Origin of the sequence: Mucilaginibacter galii, assembly GCF_014635825.1 — a bacterium.
GTDB lineage: Bacteria > Bacteroidota > Bacteroidia > Sphingobacteriales > Sphingobacteriaceae > Mucilaginibacter > Mucilaginibacter galii.
Genome location: NZ_BMDO01000005.1, coordinates 140,004 through 164,222, shown reverse-complemented (window position 1 = coordinate 164,222; position 24,219 = coordinate 140,004). Strand labels below are relative to the sequence as shown.

Annotated in this window: 13 protein-coding genes; 4 read left to right on the top strand and 9 right to left on the bottom strand. The window is 42.9% G+C overall.

Going from position 1 to position 24,219, the window contains the following annotated elements:
- Nucleotides 1-26: 26 nt before the first annotated feature.
- The 9 genes from IEV61_RS10735 to IEV61_RS10695 form a co-directional block, all read right to left on the bottom strand.
- Nucleotides 27-2,042 (bottom strand): glycoside hydrolase family 127 protein, encoded by a 2,016-nt coding sequence (locus tag IEV61_RS10735; protein ID WP_229747100.1) that lies wholly within the window; start codon nucleotides 2,040-2,042, stop codon nucleotides 27-29.
- Nucleotides 2,039-4,369 carry a TIM-barrel domain-containing protein gene (locus IEV61_RS10730; protein ID WP_188416480.1) on the bottom strand — a complete coding sequence of 777 codons (2,331 nt, stop codon included), beginning with the start codon at nucleotides 4,367-4,369 and terminating at the stop codon, nucleotides 2,039-2,041. Before IEV61_RS10730 ends, IEV61_RS10735 begins: the two co-directional genes overlap by 4 nt.
- Nucleotides 4,370-4,438: 69 nt before the next feature.
- Nucleotides 4,439-6,025: a RagB/SusD family nutrient uptake outer membrane protein gene (locus IEV61_RS10725; RefSeq protein ID WP_229747099.1), complete on the bottom strand. Its 1,587-nt coding sequence runs from the start codon at nucleotides 6,023-6,025 to the stop codon at nucleotides 4,439-4,441.
- Nucleotides 6,026-6,084: 59 nt separating this feature from the next.
- Nucleotides 6,085-9,321 (bottom strand): SusC/RagA family TonB-linked outer membrane protein, encoded by a 3,237-nt coding sequence (locus IEV61_RS10720; RefSeq protein WP_188416476.1) that lies wholly within the window; start codon nucleotides 9,319-9,321, stop codon nucleotides 6,085-6,087.
- Between the two features lie 191 nt (nucleotides 9,322-9,512).
- Nucleotides 9,513-10,703 (bottom strand): FecR family protein, encoded by a 1,191-nt coding sequence (locus IEV61_RS10715; RefSeq protein ID WP_188416475.1) that lies wholly within the window; start codon nucleotides 10,701-10,703, stop codon nucleotides 9,513-9,515.
- 64 nt (nucleotides 10,704-10,767) lie between these two features.
- Nucleotides 10,768-11,358: an RNA polymerase sigma factor gene (locus tag IEV61_RS10710; RefSeq protein WP_188416473.1), complete on the bottom strand. Its 591-nt coding sequence runs from the start codon at nucleotides 11,356-11,358 to the stop codon at nucleotides 10,768-10,770.
- Between the two features lie 459 nt (nucleotides 11,359-11,817).
- Nucleotides 11,818-14,562 (bottom strand): DUF8487 domain-containing protein, encoded by a 2,745-nt coding sequence (locus IEV61_RS10705; protein ID WP_188416471.1) that lies wholly within the window; start codon nucleotides 14,560-14,562, stop codon nucleotides 11,818-11,820.
- A 61-nt stretch (nucleotides 14,563-14,623) separates the two neighbouring features.
- Complete coding sequence (locus IEV61_RS10700) at nucleotides 14,624-17,983, bottom strand: DUF5107 domain-containing protein (RefSeq protein ID WP_188416469.1); 3,360 nt, start codon at nucleotides 17,981-17,983, stop codon at nucleotides 14,624-14,626.
- 11 nt (nucleotides 17,984-17,994) lie between these two features.
- Entirely contained in the window at nucleotides 17,995-19,341 is a 1,347-nt protein-coding gene (locus IEV61_RS10695; protein WP_188416467.1) for a sugar porter family MFS transporter, read from the bottom strand.
- Between the two features lie 300 nt (nucleotides 19,342-19,641).
- Here IEV61_RS10695 and IEV61_RS10690 point away from each other — a divergent pair, with 300 nt between their 5' ends.
- From IEV61_RS10690 to IEV61_RS10675, 4 genes are all read left to right on the top strand, one after another.
- Nucleotides 19,642-20,544, top strand: coding sequence for an AraC family transcriptional regulator (locus IEV61_RS10690; protein WP_188416465.1), 903 nt, complete (start codon nucleotides 19,642-19,644; stop codon nucleotides 20,542-20,544).
- 184 nt (nucleotides 20,545-20,728) lie between these two features.
- Nucleotides 20,729-21,412 carry a response regulator transcription factor gene (locus tag IEV61_RS10685; RefSeq protein WP_188416463.1) on the top strand — a complete coding sequence of 228 codons (684 nt, stop codon included), beginning with the start codon at nucleotides 20,729-20,731 and terminating at the stop codon, nucleotides 21,410-21,412.
- 8 nt (nucleotides 21,413-21,420) lie between these two features.
- A complete protein-coding gene (locus IEV61_RS10680) occupies nucleotides 21,421-22,785 on the top strand; it encodes a sensor histidine kinase (RefSeq protein WP_188416461.1) in 1,365 nt (454 codons plus the stop codon).
- A gap of 141 nt (nucleotides 22,786-22,926) precedes the next feature.
- Nucleotides 22,927-24,201 carry a TolC family protein gene (locus IEV61_RS10675; protein WP_188416459.1) on the top strand — a complete coding sequence of 425 codons (1,275 nt, stop codon included), beginning with the start codon at nucleotides 22,927-22,929 and terminating at the stop codon, nucleotides 24,199-24,201.
- Nucleotides 24,202-24,219: the final 18 nt, after the last annotated feature.

The window sequence follows — 24,219 nt, the reverse complement described above, 5'->3', positions numbered from 1 at the left end:
AGGTTGTTATATGTCGTTAATATATGCTATTGGCCACTACCTGTCTTCACCTCAGGAAACCAAACCATCATTTCGCCTTTGCCGCGGTTTGCCCACGAGTAGTATGGAATAAACGTTGCGTTGCCTGTTTTTATGGCTGCGCTGGCACTGTCTTTTTTCAAGGCGGCACCATTTAAAACCATTACGCCATGAAGTAAATCGGGCTTGTATGCCGGGACCCATGCAGTTTTTGATGACAGTTCAATATTGCTTACCCGGCCATTATTGTCGGCCCATTCGGCACAATACACAATGGGCCCACGTTGCAGTGCTACTTTGCCTTTGTCATCTTTTAATTTTTGACTGGCTGCTATTTGCTGCACTTCCATGGGCAGGTTCAACGTTACCTCATCTTGAGGCAACCAGCTACGAGTAATAACCGCATACCCATTTCTTAGCGTGTATTTTACAGGCTTACCATTTAGAGTTATCCTATAAGAAGGCGCTTTTGTATTAGCAAAATGATACAGATCGGATGGTATGGCTTGATCCTGTGCCCATCCCGGGATGCGGAACCTTAGCGTAAACTGTTGTTTGCTTTTTGGCTGGATGTTAAATTTGAGTGCACCGTTCCATGGATAGCTATTTTGCTGAACAATGGTTACCGGTTTACCATCAATCGTTAAAGCGGCGCTGCCATTGATGTATAAATTAATATAAGTATCGGTACCACGCTGTGCATATACATAACCCGGCAACGAGGGTAAGAACCGCGCCATATTGGTGGGGCAGCAAGAGCACTCAAACCACCCCGAGCGCTGGGGCTCTAATTCTTTATGGGTAAAGCCATTGGTTATCTGCAAGGCATTGGTGTAAAAGAAGGACTTACCATCCAAACCCACCCCAGATATTAACCCGTTGTACAATACCTTCTCTAACAAGTCAATATATTTTGACTCGCCATGTAGCAGGAACATGCGCTGGTTCCAGTAAACGTTGCCAATGGCCGCGCAGGTTTCGTTATAGGCTGTGGCATTTGGCAAGTCATAATTGTCGCCAAAGCGTTCGCCGTTAGGGATGGCACCAATACCGCCTTGCACATATATCTTTTTGCTTACCATATTGCTCCATATCTGGTCAATGGCGGCCAGGTACTCCTTGTCGCCGGTAAGTGCGGCAACATCGGCCATGCCCGAGTACAGGTACATTGCGCGTACGGCATGTCCTTCGGCTTCGTCCTGGGCTGTAACAGGTATGTCGTCCTGCCAGTACTTGCCATTTTTCCATACGTCGGTGCTGGCTTTATCGTATTTGCGCTTGCCGCGTTCGTCAATAAAAAACTTAGCCAGTTGCAGATAATCCTGTTTGCCCGTAATGCGGTAAAGGCGCACCAACCCCATCTCCACAATTTCGTGACCGGGCGCCACACCACGTTTACCGGGGCCAAAGGTGGCAAGCAGCAAGTTGGCATTTTTAAGAGCAATGTTTAAAAAATTACGTTTGCCAGTAGCCTGAAAATGCGCTGCTGCCGCCTCAAACATATGCCCCGAATTGTAAAGTTCATGGCTCAGTTCATTTTCTTTAACCCAACGTTCTGGTCCGGCCCATGCCTGCGGGTGCAGCGGATCAATAGTGCGCGCAGTGTACAAGTAACCATCGGGTTCCTGTGCGTTTCCTACAATGTTTATCATTGAGTCTACATATTTGTCCAGCTTGGCATCATTACTTAGCGCCAGTGAGTAAGAGGCCCCTTCAATGGTCTTATAAATATCGGTGTCATCGAATGGGAAGGTGGTGCAAAACTTACCGCTTCGGGCTGCCGCCATTTGAAAGTTTTTTACCCTCCCGGTATTTTCGCAACGCGAAAACGATGCTGGTATGGTTACCGTAGCATTGGTTCGTATTCGTGGTAGCCAAAATTTATCGGTAAGCTTTACACTCGTGAATGATACCGGCTTAATAGGGTAATCTTTTTGCTGGGCAAAGCTTAACGTAGCGCTGCACAACAAAACTACCATTATGCAATTACCCCATGAACGATGAGTTGGTTTTTTCAGGATCATAGTTTTACAACTTGTTGTTTGCCCTTGTAAGTAATTACTTTAGCGGCCTTGCTTAATTGGTTACCCGCACCGTTTTTAGTTTTCACCAATACGAGGTTGAATTTACGGCCTCCTATCATACCTTTAAAGCTACCTTTTTTATCCAATATAGTTAAACTGCGTTGAGCATCATCCCACTTAAAGGTAGTTTCGGTGTAAGCGCCTTTTTCGTAATTGTAATTATCGCCTTCATCTTCGTAAAGGGTAAATTCGCCATTTGCACCTGCATAAATGCGTATTTCCAAGTTATCCCATTTCTTTTCGGCAGCATACTGCACCTCAGGACCCCATGGAATTATAGATCCTGCTTTTACATACAATGGTACAATTTCTATAGGCGTTTCCTGATTGATGCTTTTACCACCCTCATATTTTTCACCCGTCCAGAAATTAAACCAGGTAGCGCCGGCCGGCAAATAAACCGATTGGGTTTTGGATCCTTTTTCTGTTACCGGCGAAACCAGGAACGATGGGCCAAACATAAATTCGGTGTTGTTTTCATATCCTTGCTTATCGGCGCCAAATGAAGAATACAACGAGCGGATGATAGAACCAGCATTATGAGTTACATTCCATGCTGTTGAATACAGGTAAGGCAGCAAATGGTAACGCATATTAATAAACTTTTCCTGTACATCAAATGCCCAATCGCCGCGGGTACCGAACTGGTAGATCTCACGTGGAATATCGGTACCGTGTGAGCGCATCATTGGAGTAAAGGTTGCAAACTGCATCCAGCGTACGTATAGCTCCTGAAAGTCGGGATTTTTAGCGCCGCCGCCCTTAACAAAGCTGCCTGCAAAAAATCCGCCTATATCGGCATTCCAATAAGGCAAGCCGGTAAGCGAAAAGTTAACCGCCGCAGGTATTTGCCTCTTAAAGGTAGGCCAGTTAGAAGATACATCGCCGCTCCAGGTATTAGCGCTGTAGCGCTGCTGACCGGCAAATGCCGAACGGGTGAGTAAAATAACACGCTTGGCCGAAGAAGTAGCACGTTGATGGTCATACACACCCTTGGTATGCATTAGCGGGAAGGCATTATGTACGCTGCGATAAGTGCCTAAAAAGGTAGGCTGGTCATAATCTCTTTCCTTGATATTAATATGATCGGGCTCAGTTGAATCGAGCCACCAGGCATCAATGCCTAAAGAAAATACACCTTTGTTTAAATAGCTCCAGTAAATATCCCTGGCTTGCGGGTTATAAACATCATACGGCTTTGTGTTGGCATTAGGTGGCCAGGTATCAAAGTTAATAAGCATGTTTTTGCTTTTAAACTCCTGGTATTGCTTGGTTTGAGGTGCAAAACCAGGCCATGACACAATAAACAAGTGGGCCTTTAAATTATGCACACTATCTACCATGTTTTGAGGCCTTGGAAAAGTGGTTGAGTCGAAACTCATGGCGTTCCAGTTATTATCCTTTCCCCAATATTGCCAGTCTTGTACAATACCATCAAGCGGTATTTTAAGCGCCCTGTACTTTTTAACCACATCCATTAACTCAAACTGGGTTTTGTAACGCTCGCGCGACTGGCTGAAACCATATACCCACATCGGCATCATAGGTGCCTGGCCGGTAAGATCGCGCATTTGCGCAACTACCCCATCGGCACTTCCACCATACATGAAGTAATAATCGAGACAGGTGCCTACTTCCGAATCAAAAGATGTTTCCTGTACATTATCGCTAAATGTAGTGGGTGAGTAATTATCCCAAAAAATACCGTATCCTTTAACCGACTGAAAGAAAGGAATACATACGCGGGTGTTTTCCTGCTTTAGGTATACTTTTTGGCCACGCTGGTTAAGCTTGCCGTTTTGTTGTTGCCCCAAGCCGTATATCACTTCATCCTTATTGAGCAAAAATGCTTGCCTTACTGCATAAGTTGCGTTATCGGCATCTTTAATCGGGGTAAACTGCGCCCCGTAATCCTTTTCGGTAAATAGCGGTGATGCGCTTAGATCTGCAAAGGCAACTTTTCCTGTAGAAAGGTTTAACTGCACCACCGATAATTCACTTTTTAAGGTAACTATGTTATTTTGCTCGCTAACGGTCAATGGTACTTGCTGCGGCAATTTAATTACCGATAAGCTTTCCCTTTTTACAGCAACCCCTTCCGGTGATTTTAATACCCGTACAATACGAGGCGAATAAAACTGCACCTCCACGTTCATAGATTGAATAGTGGCCTTTACACCTAAAGATGTACGCTGGTATGATTGAGCAAACGCCTGCAGGCTGAATAAGAAGAAGGTGCCTAACAATAGGCGATGCTTTAGATACATATGTATATTATTTAAATCAACCGGTAAACTACTTTACCGGTTGATTGATGGTTAGATGTTCAGCTATATTTAATAACCTGTATTCTGTTTTATATTAGGGTTTTTGGCAATTTCGGCCCGCGGTATAGCTAACAGCGTACGGTAATCGCCGTTAGGGCTGTGCGACAACCAAGATTTTTTGGTAAACACCCCAAACCTGATCATATCTTGCCGACGGCGGCCCTCAGTATTGAACTCCCAACCCAGTTCATCCAAAAAGCGACCATACTGAATATCGGCTCCGCCTTCGGTTGTAGAGGTGAGGTGGTTGCGTAAACCATAATTGTAAACACTGCCTTGCTGTAATTGGGCGCCGGTAACCGTGGCCTTAGCCGGATTGTTGGCAAACGACCGCTGCCTTACTTGCGTAACGATAGTTGCTGCGCCGGTGGCATCACCTGTACGCAATAAGCATTCGGCCTTCATCATCAGTATATCGGCGTAGCGTAGCATCGGAAAATCGTTGCTCATGCCTACCAATGCACCGGTTTGAAACTCATACTTACCCAAGCGGTAACCATGCACCTCGTCGGATTGATCGACACCTGGAAGCTCGTTGATGTAAATCAGTGGCTTGCCGTTGCTTGCACCTATGGTACCCACCAATATACCACCGGCGGCAGTATATTGTTGCCCCTGAACATAGTTTTCTTTCAGGCGGGTATCTTCCGTATCAAACGTACTGATGAATTGCGGTATGGCACAAATACCTCCCCATGGCGAATTTTTAAAGTTATAAGTGGCCTGATTTTCGGGCTGCAGGGTTTCCATGTGCAGGGTGAAAGCATCGGCATCATTGGGTGTAAACTTATCGTCGAAAGGTATTGCAAATATGATTTCTTTCGATCCTTCATTATTGGCTAAGAACACGCTTTTTTGGTTAGCCTCTAAACTGTATAAATTGCTGTTTATAATTTCATTACAAACCGTTATACATTGTGTATAAGCTGCGTTACCGGTGTAAACCTGTGCATTTAAATACATTTTTGCAAGTAATGCTGAGGCTGCCCAGTAGTTAAACTTTCCATAGGTTGCCACACTTTTATCTTTACTTAAATTGGGCAGGCTTTCGGTAAGCTCTTTTACTATAAAAGCATATACCTGTGCGCGGGTGCTTTGAGCCGGCAAGAAACCAGCCGGGACATCAAATTTGTCAACAATAGGTACACTTCCAAAAATATCGCAAAGCTCGTAGTAATAAGAGGCACGCAATGCTCTAAGTTCAGCTACAACAGCATCTTTACCTGTGGTTATCGGTATTAATCCCGATTGTATTTGATATAAAACCCGGTTACACGAGGTTATACCACCATATGCGTTGTTCCAGATCTGGTAAGAATTATCTTCGTCCGAAGTCCATTTATGTTCGTGCATGCGACGGTAAATACCATTATCTACCCAACCATTAGGGCGGGCCGGTATAACGGCTTCATCGCTCGATATTTCATTGGTACGAAATACAGAGTTATTGCTGCGGCCCAGCATTAAAGGCCGCCAGTAAATGTACCCAGCACCTACCAGTGCCGCCACATCTGACGTGGTTGGCGTAAACTGGCTTTGAATGAATGCAGTATAATTTTTATCATCTAACTTAGTACAGGAAGCTATTATTGTCATAAAGACAATAATTAAAAAGCTACCGGATAAAATATGTTTTGTTCTCATAACTAAATCAATTAAAGATTTACAGAAAAGCCTACGGTAAATGTGCGGGCAGTTGGATATTTATCGCGGCTGTCGTTACCAGGCGCCAAGCCACTCCAGTTCACTTCAGGGTCTATACCTTTATAGCCTGTTATGGTAAATGTGTTAAGTGTGGAAACAAATAAACGGGCACCTTTAAAATATTTGCTTTTCAAATGATCGAAGGTGTAGCCTAAAACGATATTGTCTATTTTCCAGAAAGTGCCATTCTCTACATAGTAGCTATTGAACTCTACCGGCATGTTGGCGTTAAGCACAGCTGTACCAAACACCGGATCGTAAGCCGATTTTAAGCGGTTATAATTCTGGATGCCTGTGTTTTCATAATACATGCGCTGAAAGTTGAGTATCTGGTAATCAAAAGCACCTCGCATGGTTACCGCTAAGTCTATAGCCTTGTAGCGGAAGTTATTATTCCAGCCACCGGTCATTTTAGGTATACCATTGCCCAAAACCTTTTTATCTTCAAAAGCATGGTTAAACTGGTCATATTGAACAGCCTCGCCATTACGGCCTTCATAGATCCAACGGCCGTCGGCGGTTACGCCTGTAACTTTAAAACCGTAAAAGTTACCAATATTTTCGCCTACACGTACAATGTTGGTAAATGTGGTGGCCGGCGGCCCGGTGTTGCCTGTTGTAAAATAATTGCTGGTTGCCTTGTAGAGGTCATTTGAAAGGCTTATCAATTTATTGGTATTGGTAGAAAAGTTGAAGCTGGTGGTCCACTCAAAGTTTTTGGTTTTTACAGGAACAACATTGACTAATACCTCTAAGCCCTTATTTTCCATGGTACCGACATTGGCACGCGTACTCGGGAACAAGTTGGGCGGACTTGGCACCTGGTAATCATATAACAAGCCGTTATAGCTACGTTTGTACACATCAACCGTACCGCTAACTACCCCTTTAAACATACTGAAATCTAAACCCAGGTTAGTTTCACGCTTTTCTTCCCAACGCAATGCAGGGTTAGGGTTTTGTGTAGGAATTAGTGTTTGTATCCAATTTCCGTTCGAGTAAACATTGGCACCATAACCCAGTAAGGCAACCGCCCTAAAACCGCCATTTGGCTGGTTACCGGTAACACCATATCCGGCACGTAATTTCAGATCATCAAACAAGGTCTGGTTCTTCATGAAATCTTCCTTGGTAATGCGCCATCCTACCGATACGGAAGGAAAATTACCGTAGGGTCTTTTTGCACCATATAGCTGACTGGCGCCCTCGCGTACAATACTGGCTAATAACAGGTATTTATCTTTATAATTATAAGTTAAGCGGCTAAATAAGCCAATAAGGTTATTTTCACTGTAACCACTGCTTAGTAAGTCAGCGAGTGCACGACCAGCGCCACGACCCTGCTGAATTTGGTAATAACTAAACTGATCCGTAGGAAAATCATAATTACGTTCAGAAAAACTGAATGAGTTATTATCCTGGTAACGGTAACCGCCTAATAATGTAAAGCTATGATCGCCCAACTTTTTAGAATACTGTGCAGTTAGTTCAACCAGGCGGTCAATATTTTGCAAGCTTCCTACGGCTGCATAGCCGTTTAGCTTATCACGGATGTTGGAGATATGATACTTAGATTCTGCATACCCGCCGTTAGAGGTGAATTTAGTGTAGGATGCCAGCGCATTCAAACGTAAATCGGGAATTGGATTATACGTGATAGATCCGTTAAGCCTTTGCGTAGTATTTTGGTTTAAGCCGCTACTTTCATATAAACGTCCTACGGGGTTATCATATTCAAAGTTGTTGGGTTCTTCAAAATAATGACCGTTGGCATCATACAAAGGCGAAGTTGGATTACGGATTAGCGCCTGGCGGTAAACATACCCGTTGTAACTAATACCATCGCCGGTTTGGGTGTACCGGTTGTTCTGCTGTAAAATGCCAATATTTACCTTCACCTTGTCATCAAACATCATGTGATTGATGTCGGCCCGGGCGGTAAGCGTTGAGTTATTAGACTTTTGGAAGATACCATTCAAGTACCTGTAGTTTACTGTTGCCAGGTAATTGGTTTTGCTGCTACCTCCTCTAAAGGTGAGGTTATGTACATTGGTAATAGGGAACTTGTTAGAAATCTCTTTGAGCCAATCTGTATTTGCTCCCAAATCATAAGATGCCAGGCGGGTACCGGCGGCTATTTGATCGCGGTAATCTTGTGCGGTTAGTATATCCAGTTTACGGGCAATAGCCTGTGTGCTTACCGATCCGCTATATTCAACTACATTAGTAACGCGGCCCGATGCACGTTTGGTGGTTATAATAATTACACCGTTAGTACCCCTAACGCCGTAAATGGCGGCGGCCGAACCGTCTTTTAAAACATCTATAGATTCAATATCTTCGGGAGCTACTAATTTTAAACTGCTGGGTACACCGTCAATAATAACCAAAGGGTCGGCATTGGCACCAAATAGGGTATTATTGCCGCGCAGCCTGATCTGGCTACCCGATGTTGGGTCGCCACTGGGCGTAGCTACCGTTAAACCTGCAACCTTACCCTGTATAAGCTGACCGGCATCTAACACAGGCGCCTTTACAAAGTTTTCGGCTTTAACGCTGGCTACCGAACTGGTTACGTCGCCTTTGCGCTGTTGTCCGTAGCCTATAACTACTACATCGCTTAATGACTTCAGTTCGGCTTTCATTTGCACGTTAACCTGCGTGCGGTCGGCAACTACTACTTCGAGAGTAACGTAACCTAAAGATGAAAACACCAGGGTTTGATTACCGTTAGGTATTTTGAGCGAATAACGCCCGTCTACCGATGTTTGCGTCCCCCCTTCGGCTCCTTTAATCTTAACGCTTACAGCAGGCAGCGGCTGGTTGGTTTCGTCGGTCACCAGGCCGGTTACTGTTATATCCTGCAGCACAGGTGCGTTCACATTTGCAGCGAGCACTTTACGTTGTATGATGATGATCTTTTCGTCTATTTTAAAAGTAATAGGCTGATCCTTGATACAAAGTTCTAATACATCTTTAAGCGGCATATTATTCAATACCACGTCTACCGGGTGGGTGTCTTCCAGCATTTGCCGGGTATATAAAAACTGGTAGCCAGACTGGCGCTCAATCTCCTTAAATACTTTTTCTATAGGAGCTTTCTTCATTTTCATGGTCACATTTTGGCCATTGCTTGCTAAAGAAAACTGAAGCAGCGCCGTTACCAAAAAGAGAACAATGAGTTTCATAACCAGCAGAGGTTTATAAATATACGCGCGAAGCCTATACCCGTTTAGAGCATAAAAATTCATATCTTTGAAAGTTTGGTTTATAAATTGGTTTATAATAATCAGTAGGTCAATTGCAGCCAAATTAAGGTCAGGGTGTTCTCAGCACTCTGGCTTTTTCTTTAGGTGATGGCGCAACTTTTTGGTAAAGTTTATCGCATTACAATCACCCTCCTCTCTTTAACTTTAAAGTGTAATAAGCCTGTTAGTTCTAGTTTGTGCAGAACTTCGCCCAGGTTTTTTGAACGTGGTATGGTGCCCACAAAATCTTCCTGCGTTATATTACCCTGGTAGTCGATATCGATATCGTACCAACGGGCAATTTTATTCATTACGGTATTTATTTTTTCGTGAGCAAAAGTAAAGTTCCCATTTTTCCACCCAACCACTTGTGTAGTATCAACATAAGCAACTTTTATATTTTCGCCTACCGCAGCCTGCTGGCCCGGTACAATAGTTTGGCTATTTTTACCTTTAGTTATATTAACCGAACCTTCCAGCAGGGTGGTATGCGTTTGCGCCTCATCGTTATAGCTCATCACGTTAAAATGAGTACCCAGCACTCTAACTTCGGTATTATTAAAGCTTACAATAAATGGCTTTAATTTATTTTTGGCCACTTCAAAATACGCTTCGCCGTTTAACATCACACGTCTTTGCTTACCGGCAAATGTGGCTTGGTATTTAAGACTTGAGGCTGCGTTAAGCCAAACCCGTGTACCATCGGGAAGAGTTATTTGATATTGCCCACCGCGTGGCGTGGTAATGGTATTAAAGCCCTCCTGCATAACTTTCTTTTCGTTTGAGGCAAGTGGTTTGTAAGCTAACTGGCCTTCTTTCAGCTTAACGATGCTATAATTATTTTGTACAGCCAGCCTTCCGTTGGCAGCACTGTTAAGCTCTATGGCTTGCCCGTTTGCCAGCGTTAATACCGCCTTATTCGTTCCGGGTACAATAGGTTTTCTTTTGACTACGACTTTTGGCGCCTGGCGCAATTCCGGACTATTCATGTTGAAATATACAGCCAGCCCAGCTGCAATAAGCAATACAGCGGCTGCCGATATGGTACGGAGCTTACGCGCCCACATGGTGTGGTAGTTTGAGCTATTCTTATCCTCTTCAATGCTATCAAGCTCTGATTCAATTCTGTTGAAAACAGCGTTATAATCAGCCGGATCATTTTCATGGCTGTTTTGGAAATGACGCCCGGCCTTAGCCAAAGCTTCTTTCACCTCATCTTCAGGTGCCGTATTTAACCAGTTAACAAACTGCTGGTGTTCCTGCTCTGTGAGCTGGTTAGCGGAATATTTAGCTAATAATTGGTTAAGGGCCTGATCGTCCATATGCATTAAGACGAACAAGAGAGGCTAAGGAACCCCTCAACGATAAAATATTATTTTTAATATTTTATCGGCTATAAAAGTGCAGTAAAATAAGCAAAAGAACCAGTTCGTCGAAGTGGTGAATATAGTTGCGCACGAAAGACATGCCGGCATATAACTGCTTCTTGACTACTGATTTAGAGATCCGCAACCGTTCAGCTATCTCATCTAACGATAAACCATCTTCTGTGCGGAGCTCTACGATTATTTTACGTTTTGCGGGTAGATGGTTTATGGCCTGACGGGTTAACTGTATAAAGTCGTTGCAAATGATGGCACTATCAGAGGGTAATGCACTTTCTGTTTCGGCGGTTAGCATACGTTCCATGGCCTTATGTTCCAGCTTTACACGACGTAAATGATCGGTTAACTGATTTTGGGCAGAACGATACAGATATGATTTAAAGAATTGAATATTGGGTAAATTGGAACGGTTAACCCATAATTTGACAAAAATTTCTTGAACAACCTCCTCGGTTACCGGGGTTGACTTACAAACGAAATATACATAGCGATACAGGTTATGCATGTAATGCTTGTAAAGTTCGTTGAAGGCTCTACGGTCATCATTTGCAATGCTTACTAATAAATTCCTTTCATTTAAAACTTTATCCATATGTATTGAACAAGAATTAATAAGCAATTAAAAAAATAACTTGCAACAGTTAACCGCCGGAAAATTAGTTACACAAATTTACCACGAAGGTTATTGCACCCGAAAAAAAACCCGGTTAATTTTAGGACGTTATTAAATAATTGGTGGGCTAATGTACCTACACTTTTATAAATAACAACAAATATTTTACAATATAACTTGCCTATGTGATTCCCCATCGCACAAATAAGCCCTGTTAAATATTGCTTAATGCAGGTAAATGAGGTCTTTATTATTTGAGTTATTGAAGCTTCTTATGTTCGACCACCTTTAGTAAGCAATTCTATTTAGGTATTAAAATGTTTTTGCTCCAATCCGTAGTTCAAATACGGATTTCTTTACCTGCTCAAACGTTCACAAGAAAGCCCAAAGTTTAGCAGTATCTCGATTTGAGCACTTCAATACGTTTATAAGGTGCCTCTATTGAGCTTTAGCTGGGCGCTTGATGATAGCAGACAATTCACTAATTGCTATATTTTGTGACGGTTTAAAATCGGTTTTTGCAGCGTAATACATTAAGCTATTTTTGAGCTGCCTGGCTGAAGGGCGGACATTGAGATCATGTTGGATATCCATTGTACAAAGGATAAGCTTTCCGGTTCCAACTTTAAACTCCATTAAAACGCCGAGGTTCCTGTTCTTAAAAAAGTTATCAATCACCCGTATGATTGGTGTTCTTGGGTTATTAAATCCATCTAACTGCACCGACCGGGAACGGGTAACCAAGTCCCACCATTGCCAATCGCTATAGGCGCTGGTGGGAAAATCTGCTAATGCCGGGTGCTTATTATCAATTAACAGCCCCATACTACCCGGCTGATCCGGGAAATGAACAGGACTCCAAAAAACGGGTGCAAATCTGCCGTCAATGCCTTTAACCTCGGAAGTATCCGGATTAAAAACAACAGTGTTACCTGCATTTAAGTAGCGTATAGTACTATCAATGGCGGTTGTAAAATGTACGCCCGGTATGGTAGTTTCCGGCTCGTTAGGATATACCCATACTTTCCATTGATTTGTATAATTGCTTTTTGCCAAGCTGAGAGAAATGGTAAGCTGCTGTGCTTTTGTAAAGCCAGTTAAGGGGACAGAAAGTTTACCCAGCACTTCTGCATTACCTATCGGTATCCTTTGTTTTCCTAAACTACCTTTGAACAGAATTTTGTTATCTGTAGAAGAAACCGTCCATAGCAACTCATCATTGATAGTTTTATCCGAATAATTGGCAATCTCGGCAGTCGCTTCAAATGTTTCTTTATTTACGTAAGCGGCCTTTTCAAAGCGCAATAACGGAACCACCGGGCCACAGAAACGGCGGAAGGCTTCGGGTTCAATGATTCCTTTACTATCCCAAAAAGCATTTAATATACCCACCAACGCCGTGCCTTGCCCCGGAAAATCGTGCAGATCGAGCAATTGAAATCCTCCAACACCACGGGTTTTGAGTGCCCGCTCAATTTCTTCCTTGTATAAGATGGCAGAAAGCATACCACTGGCTTTGAGGTATGGAGAAGCAAGGCCCAGCATTCCTTTTTTCTTTAGATCATTGCGTACTGCAGAAAAATTACTTGGCGTAAGCACCCCTGTATATTTAGCTATTTCAGTAAGATCAGGGTACACCGAATATTGGCCAACCTCATGAATAATGAGGGGCACGGTGGTGCCTTTTACCGCCTTGCTGTAATCTGTTTTAAAATCAGGCGTATTGGTGTTAAAAACCCCCTGGCCACGCACCCAGCCTTTATTGGTATATTGGGTAATAAAGTAATCATCGGCAGGCTCGGGTACTTTACCATGACCTTTTTGAAAACTAAATGTGGTAGTGGTATAAAGGTGTCGGTTATCTTGCTTCTTTAACTTTCTTACCAGGTTCTCCAACCAGGCAAAGTCACCTTCCAACTCATTCCCCATACTCCAGAAACAGAAGGATGGATGGTTGCCATAATTGCTTATAATTTGCTGCGCCTCGTTTTCCAGGTAACCTAGCGTTTTATGGTCTTTGCCTACGGTAAGTGCCCAAAGAGGCAGTTCTACATGCAAATAAAACCCTAACGAATCTGCTACCCTGAAAGCGGCTTCGGGCGGACACCAGGAATGAAACCGTAAATGGTTAAGCCCGTATTGCTTGGCCGTGGCAAATACCTTTAGCCATCCGGAAGTACCCATTGGCGGATGTCCTTCTAACGGGAAAATATTACACTCAAGTGTACCCCTCAAAAACAACGGACGTCCGTTGATCTGTAAACTATTGCCTTGTGCGGTAAGGCTTCTGAACCCAAAGTGCTCAATCCTGCTGGCAAGTATCTTTCCATTTGTATCGGTAAGATCAAACTCCCAACCGTATACATTTGGATGGAACTCATCCCAAGGTTTAGCTTGCGGTAGAAATACTTTAGCCTGCTGTGCAGAACCTGTTTGTAACAGCACTCTTTTTGTTTGCTTAATAAGCTTACCGTCCAGCAAAATACGGGTTTGGAGGTAGACTTTACCTTGCTCTTGCGGCTCAAGAAGGATATTTGCAACAGCTTCTTTTTTGATAAGTGATGGACTAATGAAAACCTGGGCAAAGGCAGCAACTGAATGATCATTGATTTCCATACGGCCAATAACACCGTTCCAAATAATTTGGGTTCCGTCGGTGTAAGCATGCGCAAAATCGTTGACGCTAATTTCGTAAAGCTTCCTATTGTCGATACGAAGGGTTATTGTATGATTGCCGGGCTTAATTTTACCTAAAGAAAAAGTTTGAGGGGCTATAAGACTTTCCTGCGATCCAACCATCCGTCCGTCTATCCAACAATCTGTTTTCCAAAGAACACGCTCCAGCAACAACTGCGCATCACCCATTTCGTTATTGACCTTAATGGTTTTCTGATACCAAACCGGCCCAACGTACTTAACCCGGCGTGCAAGATGCAGCATCACATTTTTCGACAGCACAGAGGTGTCTTCATGTACCGGCGATCCTATTCCGGCATCATCCAGTGTGCCCGGAAGTTTAATGGTTTGTTCGAAACGCTGGTTATACCACTTGCCGGCAACTCCACGGTCGGCAGAGTCAAGCTTCATATGCCATGTACCCGCCAGCGAAATTGGACTTCGCTGGGCAACAGCATAAAAAGCGATAGCCATAAACGCACCAAAAAGAAAGATTCTCTTCATCATAAAAATTATTGATGCAATGTGAGTGTTCAATATTCCTTAACTAGATCAGCTCTAAAGCAATTTAAGAAACGCTCTGTCCTTCATTTTTAAAAATCAGTTTCAGGAGTGTATCTTGTTCAATCAATCTCAGGTGCGTGGTGGCGCCCAAATGTGCAGCGTCAGCCTTTAAAACTTCACGCAGGTAAAAAGCACTTTCAACACGGTTATTTAACCCAATGTTACCCAAGCCCATTAAATACAGGCAATGGATCCTGTTCTTTTCATTAAGGTTGATATCAAACACCATCAAATCCGGAAGAGATACTGCAAAATAGTCAAGCTTAATATCATCGTTCATATGCTGCTGACCATAAGCTATCAGTTTATTAAAAATGCCGGCGGCACGTTGCCCATCGCCGTTTTGAAGAAAGCAAAGCCCTTGGTAAAAAATCTTGTCGGGTGGCGAATCATTGTAAAACACGGCAGCACTTGGCTCTTCATTACCTATGGCACCAATATTCCAGGCTTCTGTTGCCTCTTGCTCGTTGCCTGAGCCTGCATAGGCGCGACCCAGCCAAAAATAAATGTCATTATCTCTTGTTCCCGGTAATTTGCCTTCACCAAGGCTTTCGGGGTAACTAAGGCTTTGCTTCAGTAATTGAATAGCTGATGAGAAATCTCGTGCAACAATGAGCTTTTTAGCCATTTCTACTAAACAACTGATATATTGAGCAGAAACTTTCCCTTCCCCACCTTCCCAGGGATGAAACTTACGTTCCGATATTAACTTGTACGCTTGCTCGATATTGCCTGATAAATTATGCAGCGTAATCATCTCAAGGTATAGGTCATCTCTTTGAATGGCCGTTTGATGGTTTTCACTCAAAAAATTTAGCCGAAACTCAGGGGTGCGATTAATTACTTTATATAACTGATCAAGTTCCAGCAGCACCCGGGCATCAGATTTATTCAGAGAAAAAGCTTTTTCGAAATGAACCAGCGCAGCCTCTGGATTTCCGGCTTTATTAAACAAGGCGATACCCAAGTTTCGGTTAACGGTCGCAAAACTATCATCCAACGAATAAGATTTAGACCAATGCTCCAAAGCCTCAGTATACTGACGCTTGTCATAATAAAGATTACCTAAATAATAGTGAGCTTTAGCGTCCTCATGGTTACGGTCAAGGGCATGGTTAAGTATGATGATGTCATGCAGCCGGTTTGGGAAACAGTAATCCGGCGAAGACTCCCTGGCATTCATCAGGTACTTATCGCTTAACTCCATGTCATGCATTTGGTTAAAGATGTAAGCCAGGTAGTAATTAATGAGTGGTTCATTTAGCGCTTGTTTGTTGGCCAGTTCAAGAATGGCAGCGGCATCTGCATAAGCATGCATGTCAAGGTAGTCTATTGCACTTTCAATCAAATTATGGCTTGTTTCACGGCTGCGCTCCGTTAGTATGGCCATCGTATTGGCAGCCTTTTCTACATCGCCCAGCTTTTTTAAGTTAGTAGCAAGTGCGTACAGTGCGCCATAATTAAAGCGATCCCTTTGTATAGCCTGCTCTGCAGTAGCTATTGCATCTTTAAATTGGCCCAATAAATACTGCGCCTGAACTTTTATGATATAAGCCTTGCCGTTACGGGCATTACGGTCTATTGACCAGTTAATGTGCTCTAATGCCTTGAGGTAATCGCCTCGTTGCATATCTATTTTAGCCACATAATAGTATGCCGCATCCTGCCAGGCGCTGTTCCAGGTTGCTTTAAAAAATGCATCGTAAGCTTTATGCATCTTGTTTTGAAAGAAGTAACTTAATCCCAGGTTGAAGTAAGGTTCTCCATCATACGGGTTAGGATTTCTGGCAGTTAAAGACTCTACCGCTTTAAGAAAATAGGCTTCGCTTTTTGCAAACCTGCCCCTGCGCAGATACCATGCACCTAAAGCGTTGTTATTCCTGATATCATTAGGGTCCAGTTCCAATGCTCTTTCATAATACGGTACCGGGCTAAAAGTGGCATGCCTGTATTGTTCTAAATGCTGTCCTGTTAAAAACAGTTGTTCGGGCGTATAAATTTCTTCTGGCAATAGTGCTGGGGCTGCAGCTTTTGGAATTTCTTTTTCTTCTTGTTTAAAATAATGGCTTAGAATTTCCTTACCGCTTTTATCCGCTATAATTACGTTAATATCTTCGTTATCAATCTCTTCTTCTAACGACCACACGTGCTTATAAACTTCGCTTGCATCAATAGCAACAATAACCTCAAAAAGAGCGGTAGTTCCGTTATTGACGGTTACTTTTAAATGAGGCAAAGCAGTAGTCGCGAAAAGCTTGATCTCAAGTTCCTGCTTCTGTACCTCCACCCGAAGCAACAAGTCTTTATTGGCATTGCTAATTAGCCCCAACTCGCGGTAAGGCAAAAAGTATTGTGTAAAGGTTTTTTCTTCAAAGGGCATTATCCAGGTAAAATCGGGCTGATTATCTGTGTAAACCCCGGTCATTAACTCAATGTAAGGCCCGTCTTCATCGGTGAGGTTGCGGTCCCATGCTATACCGAAGTCTCCGTTGCCCCAAGTCCATTGCTTTTTACCCGGAGAAACGTGATGGTCGGCAACATGCAGCATTCCCGCTTGGGCATCATGCTCATACCCCCCCACAAAGTCGAACGACGAATTTACTGCCATATACGAGGTAGGAACAGGAATGTTCTTGTACATGGAGATATCGGTACCTGGGCTGTAATCTACTTTGTAATAAGTGCCGGTAGCGATAGGAAAAGAAGATACATCCCTCTTGCCATGATCAAATACAGCATGAACATCTGGCGGAAACACAGACTGGTAATAATCATTAACCTTAACCGCCGGGTTTGCCCACCACAAAAACGTTTGTGGCAAGGCCGTTGCGTTATATAATTTGGCCTTTATTTCCAGATATGCATAGTTGGGGTGCAGGGTAAAACCAGCCATCCCTTTGGTATGAAACATTTTCTCCAACTCACTTACCCAAACGGTAATGCTGCCATCCTCATTCTCTTCAATATCAAAATCAACCGGATCAAAAGTACTTGGACGATGGTGCTGCGGCCAGTTAAATTCTATCCCTCCCGATATCCATGGTCCGCAAAGTCCTACCAAGGCCGGCTTGATCACCTGGTTATAATAAATAAAGTGCCTCTCTCTCACCTTATCGTAAGCCATTTGCACGCGGCCGCCAATTTCGGGCAGTATCATGATCTTTAGGTAAGCATTTTCAAGGTATACGGCCGTGTATTCGCGGTCTTCTTTATCATCAAAAATTTTCTCAATTACCGGGTTAGGGTATACTACGCCGCTACTACCCTGATAAACTCTTTTTTCGAAGAACATCGGGTTTTTATCGGGCGTACCTACAGCGTAGGTTGGGATAGTTACTTTTTCTGTCCAAGCTTTAACTTGCATATATAAACTTATTAATGTGCTGAAAAATTTGATTCCAGTTGTTCAAGACTTTGTCCTTTAGTTTCTTTTACATTGTAGCGAATGAACAGAAACCCAAGAAGGCAAATACCCGAATACAGATAGAATGGACCATACGTCCCTAATGATTTAGCTAATAGCGGAAAAGTAAAAACCAGTATAAAATAGGCACCCCATAAACACAGGATGGCAAAGGCAGATGCCTTACCCCGGATATGATTAGGAAATATTTCGGATATAATTACCCAGGTAACCGGTGCTAATGAAGTTGCATAAACGGCAATGGCTAACAATACAAAAACCGATATCCATGCCGCCGGGGCCTGGTTGCGCAACAATACAGCTAATATCAGGTAACTAACACTCAACACAATTGAGCCGTACATAATAAGCGGTTTACGTCCCAGTTTATCAACCTGCCACATGGCAAGTAAGGTAAATAGTGTATTTACTATCCCTATAATTACGGTTTCCCATAGCTGGCGATCGAGCGTTGCGCCTACCGAACTAAAAATGGTAGATGTATAGTTGAATACCACATTGATACCGCAAAGTTGTTGAAACACAGCAAGCGTAACACCTATGAGCAAGGCAGGGCGTACAGCTTTAGAGAATAAACCATTGTTACCCGATTGATTAATTTGTTGCGGATGATGGTCAACTCCTGCTATCAGCTTCATGGCAGTTTCCTTGCCACCAATCTTATTAAAAGTTTTCATGGCGTTATCCAGCTGCCCCTTGCTCATCTGCCATCGTGGGCTTTCGGGTAAAAAGAACACGCCTAATAAAAACAGCGCCGATGGAACAACGCCTAAACCAAACATCCAACGCCAGGCATCCGGACCATTATCTGCCAGCGAATAATTCACAAGGTTTGTGATTAGGATCCCCAAAACTACCGTTAGTTGATTAATGGCCACATTTCTACCGCGAACAGCGGCCGGTGAGATCTCTGAAATGTACAACGGACTCAACATTGATGACATGCCTACGCCAATACCCGCAGCAAAACGAAAGACAATGAATATAGTAAGGTTGCCAGAAAGCGCCATAGCTATGGATGACATGGCAAAAATTGCGGCAGCAATGAGTAATGCTGGTTTTCGGCCGTATTGGTCTGCCAACCTGCCTGCAACAACGCTTCCGGCCATACATCCCAGCGCTAATGATCCTGTAAGAAAGCCTTCACCGAGTGCCGTTAACTCAAATTGTGTTTTGAGAAACGGCAAAGCACCAGATATAACGGCAAAATCGAACCCGAAAAGGTAGCCACCAAGTGCAGAGATAAAGGAAATGAAAATGATGTATTTATGATTATATTTTTCAGAGACGATCTGCATATTCTTTTTTTATAAGTGATGATTGTAAGAAATTAAGCAAATATTCTATTTAAAAATATCGAATACCGGCGACGAAGCCCTTGAAATGAAACGCGGTATGGAAAAAATCTTTCTGTGAAAACATCAAAAATGTCATAATTATAGCTTTGGAGGTTAATAATGGTTTTGTAATATTCGTGTATTCTGGCTATCCAGCAAATGGAGAAAATTCGCTTTTATATGGATTATTTTATTATTTTTCAGCGTTAGCTTATTTGAACTTAATTACCTCATCAATTTCTATTTAACAGGTAAAACGAGATGCATTTTAAAAAAGATGGATTTGACGGCCAACGTGCAATCGTAATTCCGCGCATTATACTTAACAAACTTTGCAGCAATGATGAGGGTATTGGAAATGCCTATTTAACCGATATAGGTTATTACCCCAAGGCGAAACTACATAAGCGTAAAAGAGCGCAGGGAGCTGAACAAAATATACTGATCTATTGTGTGGAGGGGAAGGGCTCGGCAACCATTAATGGCGTTAAGTTAAAAGTGTCAGCAGGCGATTTTCTTACGATACCCCATGGCGTTACTCATTCTTATGAAGCAAGCAAAGAAAGTCCATGGACTATTTACTGGTGCCATTTTAAAGGAAAACAGACGGATGCTTTATTGAAATTACTCCTTTTAAGAACTGATAGTTATAAATCCAGCGTTAAACTGTTACCTGAGCGGATTGAACTCTTTGACCGCTTATATTATTCATTGGAGCAAGGGTATAGTGTTGAAAATCTTACCTACATCAATCTGTTGTTGTTGCAGTATTTGGGTTCTTTTATTTTTAGCGAACGCTTAACCACTGGCATGCCCGACAAGTATGGAGATCTGTTTGAAAAGTCTATTGCCTATATGCAAGATAACGTTGACCAGGGCTTAACTCTGGCAGAACTTGCAGGCTCTGTAAATCTATCTGTCAGCCACTATTCGGCGGTTTTCAAGAAAAAAACCGGCTTTTCGCCTATCGAATATTTTAATCATCTTAAAATACAAAAAGCATGTCAATACCTGCAATTTACCCAAATGCGCATAGCCGAAATTGCCCTCACCGTTGGCATTGAAGACCAATTTTATTTTTCACGTTTATTTACTAAAACCATGGGTTATGGCCCAAGAGAATACCGCGAGAACCGTTACTCTTTAGACAAACCCACCCAGTAGTGCCGGTTAGCTATTATTAGATGAAATAGCCAAAAAACTACATATTTTTACGTTTTTATAGGTATTACTTGCATTCAGCTACTTCCCCGAACTTTTTCCTTAATTTAACATAGGTTTTCCTGATAAACCTCCCCGACTTCAATTATTATATTTATGTGTTAACTTAGTTGAAAATCTAGAGTTAATGGCAAGTATTCTTTTGGTAGAAGATGAAGAAAAGGTATCATCCTTTATAAAGAAAGGGCTTAACGAGCACCAGTACCAGGTGCAAGTGGCAAAAGATGGCATTAGCGGTTTAACCAATGTAATCCAAAACAATTATGACTTAATTATTTTGGATGTTATGTTGCCTTTGATTAATGGTATTGATCTTTGCGGACAAATACGTCAGAAGCAGCCTCAAGTACCTATTCTCATGCTGAGTGCCCTTGGCACCATTGATGATAAAGTGAAAGGACTGCATGCCGGTGCCGATGATTACCTGCTCAAACCCTTTCATTTTAACGAGTTGCTGGCCCGCATTGAGGCTTTATTACGCCGGAATAAAAGTGCTGAAGCAATTAGCCATGTGTTGACTTTTAGTGATCTTAAACTGGATACCTGGGATAAAACCGCCGAACGCGCCGGCACTAAAATAGCGCTTACAGCCAAAGAGTATGTATTACTTGAGCTCTTCATTAAAAACCCTAACAAGCTGCTTTCGCGCGAATACATTATGGAAAAGGTTTGGGGTCTTAATTTTGATACGGGCACCAATATGGTTGATGTGTATGTGAACTATCTGCGCAACAAAGTACAAAAGGGATTTGATACCAAACTTATTCATACCGTAATTGGCATGGGGTATATTATGAAAGAACAGCGGTAAGGTTTGGTATGAAAATAAAAACCAGGCTATCATTATATTTTACGCTAATAAGCTCAGGCGCCTTATTGCTGGTATTACTTTGCGTGTATATCACCGTTTTTACTTTTTCGAAAGATGATTTCACCAACCGGCTTTATGACCGCGTTAGGGTAGCCTCCAAGCTATATTTAAAGGCCGATGAAATTGGAGAAGACTCACTTTTGCAGGTGCAGCAGCAATACCTTGAAAAATTGCCCGATGAGGTGATCAGGGTGTATGACGAGTCGAACAGAACGGCATTTAACGCTACCAATGGCATTTACTGGCGCGATACCATTATTGAGCAGGTACGCAAAGAAGGGCATATAGAGTATGAGGAAGGAAAGAGGCAGGTAGTAGGCCGTTATTATAAAGACAACCAGGGAAACTTTGTAATTATGGCTTCGGCGGTCGACCGTAACTTTAGCAAGCGTATTATCAGGCTGGGCAAATTTGCCATCTTAATATTTATCATTTTTAGCGCCATACTGTTTTTTGCAGGCCAGTGGCTGGCAAAAAACACGCTGGCGCCCATACAGCGTATTATTAGCCAAATGAAGCAAATACGCTCGAGCAACTTACACTTACGCATAGGCGATGTAAAAAACAAGGATGAAATAGCCGAACTCATCAGCAATTTTAACAGCCTGCTGGTAAGGCTCGAAAATGCGTTTGAGCTACAGCAAAGTTTTGTAAGTAATGCCTCGCACGAGTTGCGCACACCTTTAACCAGTATTTTGGGCGAGGCAGATGTAGCCTTGAAAAAGCAGCGTACGGTTGAGGAGTATGAACGAGTACTGCAGTCTATATCGAGCGATGCTATGCATTTGCAGGAAACTATTACCAGCTTAATGGAACTGGCCCAGGTTGATTTTAACTACACCCAGGCCGTACTAACTCCCGTGCGTATGGATGAGCTGATGTGGGAGCTGCAGGACTACTGGCTTAACCGCAAAGGCCCCGGCATGGTTAACCTCACGTTTGCCGATTTCCCGGAAGATGAAAATGCGCTCATCATAAGCGCTAACAAGCCCTTGCTTAATATTGCCATCAACAACATTATTGATAACGCTTTCAAATACTCGGCGGGCCAGCCGGTGAGCATTCATTTTAATGCACAACATGAAAGCATACAGGTTACCGTAACCGATAAAGGCCCCGGCATTAAATTGGCCGATATTGATAATATCTTTAAATCTTTTTACCGGGCCGATAGTACCCGTAATATTCCGGGGAGTGGTGTAGGCTTATACATAGCTGGTAAAATTATCCACTTATGCAACGGAACTATCAAAGTAGAATCTGACGGTGTTTCAGGTAGTTCGTTCGTTATTAATTTCATGAAGCTGGCTTAGTTAAATTTAGCCTGATCAACGGTTCTAAATAGCCCTTAGCCCCCTTTTCCTACTTCCCCTTAATTCTAATCTCATTCTAATGTAGGTTTAATGCCGGTCTAATTTGGTGGTAATAGCTTTGAATATAATAATTCAAAGCACATGGCTCCTATAAAAAGAGGGTTTCAAATACTCGTTATACTCATAATTACCACAGCCGCATCCAAAGCTTTCAGCCAAACTGATACTCTTCGGTTGAACTTTAAGGATGCCGAAAAGTTATTCCTGGAGAATAACCTTAACCTACTTGCTCAAAAATATAATGTAAATGCCACCCAGGCTTTAGAGCAGCAAGCCGGCCTTTGGGATAACCCCGTATTGTCCACCGATCAAAACATAACCGATGCCAGCCATCAATATTTTCAGCACAGTGCTACTACAGGCCAGGTGTTTGTTCAGCTAAGTCAGCTTATTCGTACGGCCGGCAAACGGGGCAAGCAAATACGTGTAGCCGAAGACGGTACTCAAATACAACAAGCTGCATTTAACGATTTATTGCGCAACCTGCGTTATAACTTGCAGCTCGATTTTGCACAGGCCGCTAACCTTATAGCGCAGCGCCAGGTTTATGCCACCGAAATTCAATCGGCCACCAGCCTGGTTAACGCCACCGATAAAGCTTACCAAGCGGGCAACACCTCATTAAAAGATCTGGTTCGTTTAAAAGCATTGCTGTTTAACCTGCAAAATGAACTGGTTGAGAACGAGCGCCAGCTGAACGATTTACAAACCGAACTCAAAACCTTACTGGTGGTAAAAGAAACACAATTTGTAATACCACAGATTTCGGCGCCAATAACTGAAACGGTTTTAGACCCTGCTGCACTGGCCCAACAAGCCAAAAACTCACGGGCCGATTACTTAGTAAACCAGTATACCCTTGCCCAAAATAATGATAACCTGATTTTGCAAAAAGCCTTGGCCAAACCCGATGTTACCGTTGGAGCCAGCTATGACCAAAACAGCAGTTATGCACGGCACTATGTAGGCTTGCAAATAAGCGTACCGTTGCCATTTTTTAACCGCAACCAGGGTAATATCAAATCGGCACAACTCTTAGCCCAAAGCCAGGAGTTCGTATTACAGAACAACGAGCTGCAGGTTAAAAACGATGTGTATACAGCCGTACAGCAATACCGCTTAAGCCAGCAGCTGCTCAGTAAAAATGAAACTGATTTTTACGAACGGTACGACCAGATTTTTAATGCCATGCTCAAAAGCTTTCAGCAAAGGCAAATTAGCCTGCCCGAGTTTATCGACTTTTTTGACTCTTACAAGGAAACCAAAATTAAGATACTCCAGCTGCAGCTTAACCTGCAAAAATCCATTGCCGACTTAAATTATGCAGTAGGCACCAATGTAATTGCTGTACAATAACTCAAACAAACACATCTC

Bases quoted from the DNA above. Each gene is read 5' to 3' on its own strand.
- IEV61_RS10735 (WP_229747100.1), bottom strand. From the start codon at position 2,042: ATGATCCTGAAAAAACCAACTCATCGTTCATGGGGTAATTGCATAATG.
- IEV61_RS10730 (WP_188416480.1), bottom strand. From the start codon at position 4,369: ATGTATCTAAAGCATCGCCTATTGTTAGGCACCTTCTTCTTATTCAGC.
- IEV61_RS10725 (WP_229747099.1), bottom strand. From the start codon at position 6,025: ATGACAATAATAGCTTCCTGTACTAAGTTAGATGATAAAAATTATACT.
- IEV61_RS10720 (WP_188416476.1), bottom strand. From the start codon at position 9,321: ATGAAACTCATTGTTCTCTTTTTGGTAACGGCGCTGCTTCAGTTTTCT.
- IEV61_RS10715 (WP_188416475.1), bottom strand. From the start codon at position 10,703: ATGGACGATCAGGCCCTTAACCAATTATTAGCTAAATATTCCGCTAAC.
- IEV61_RS10710 (WP_188416473.1), bottom strand. From the start codon at position 11,358: ATGGATAAAGTTTTAAATGAAAGGAATTTATTAGTAAGCATTGCAAAT.
- IEV61_RS10705 (WP_188416471.1), bottom strand. From the start codon at position 14,562: ATGATGAAGAGAATCTTTCTTTTTGGTGCGTTTATGGCTATCGCTTTT.
- IEV61_RS10700 (WP_188416469.1), bottom strand. From the start codon at position 17,983: ATGCAAGTTAAAGCTTGGACAGAAAAAGTAACTATCCCAACCTACGCT.
- IEV61_RS10695 (WP_188416467.1), bottom strand. From the start codon at position 19,341: ATGCAGATCGTCTCTGAAAAATATAATCATAAATACATCATTTTCATT.
- IEV61_RS10690 (WP_188416465.1), top strand. From the start codon at position 19,642: ATGCATTTTAAAAAAGATGGATTTGACGGCCAACGTGCAATCGTAATT.
- IEV61_RS10685 (WP_188416463.1), top strand. From the start codon at position 20,729: ATGGCAAGTATTCTTTTGGTAGAAGATGAAGAAAAGGTATCATCCTTT.
- IEV61_RS10680 (WP_188416461.1), top strand. From the start codon at position 21,421: ATGAAAATAAAAACCAGGCTATCATTATATTTTACGCTAATAAGCTCA.
- IEV61_RS10675 (WP_188416459.1), top strand. From the start codon at position 22,927: ATGGCTCCTATAAAAAGAGGGTTTCAAATACTCGTTATACTCATAATT.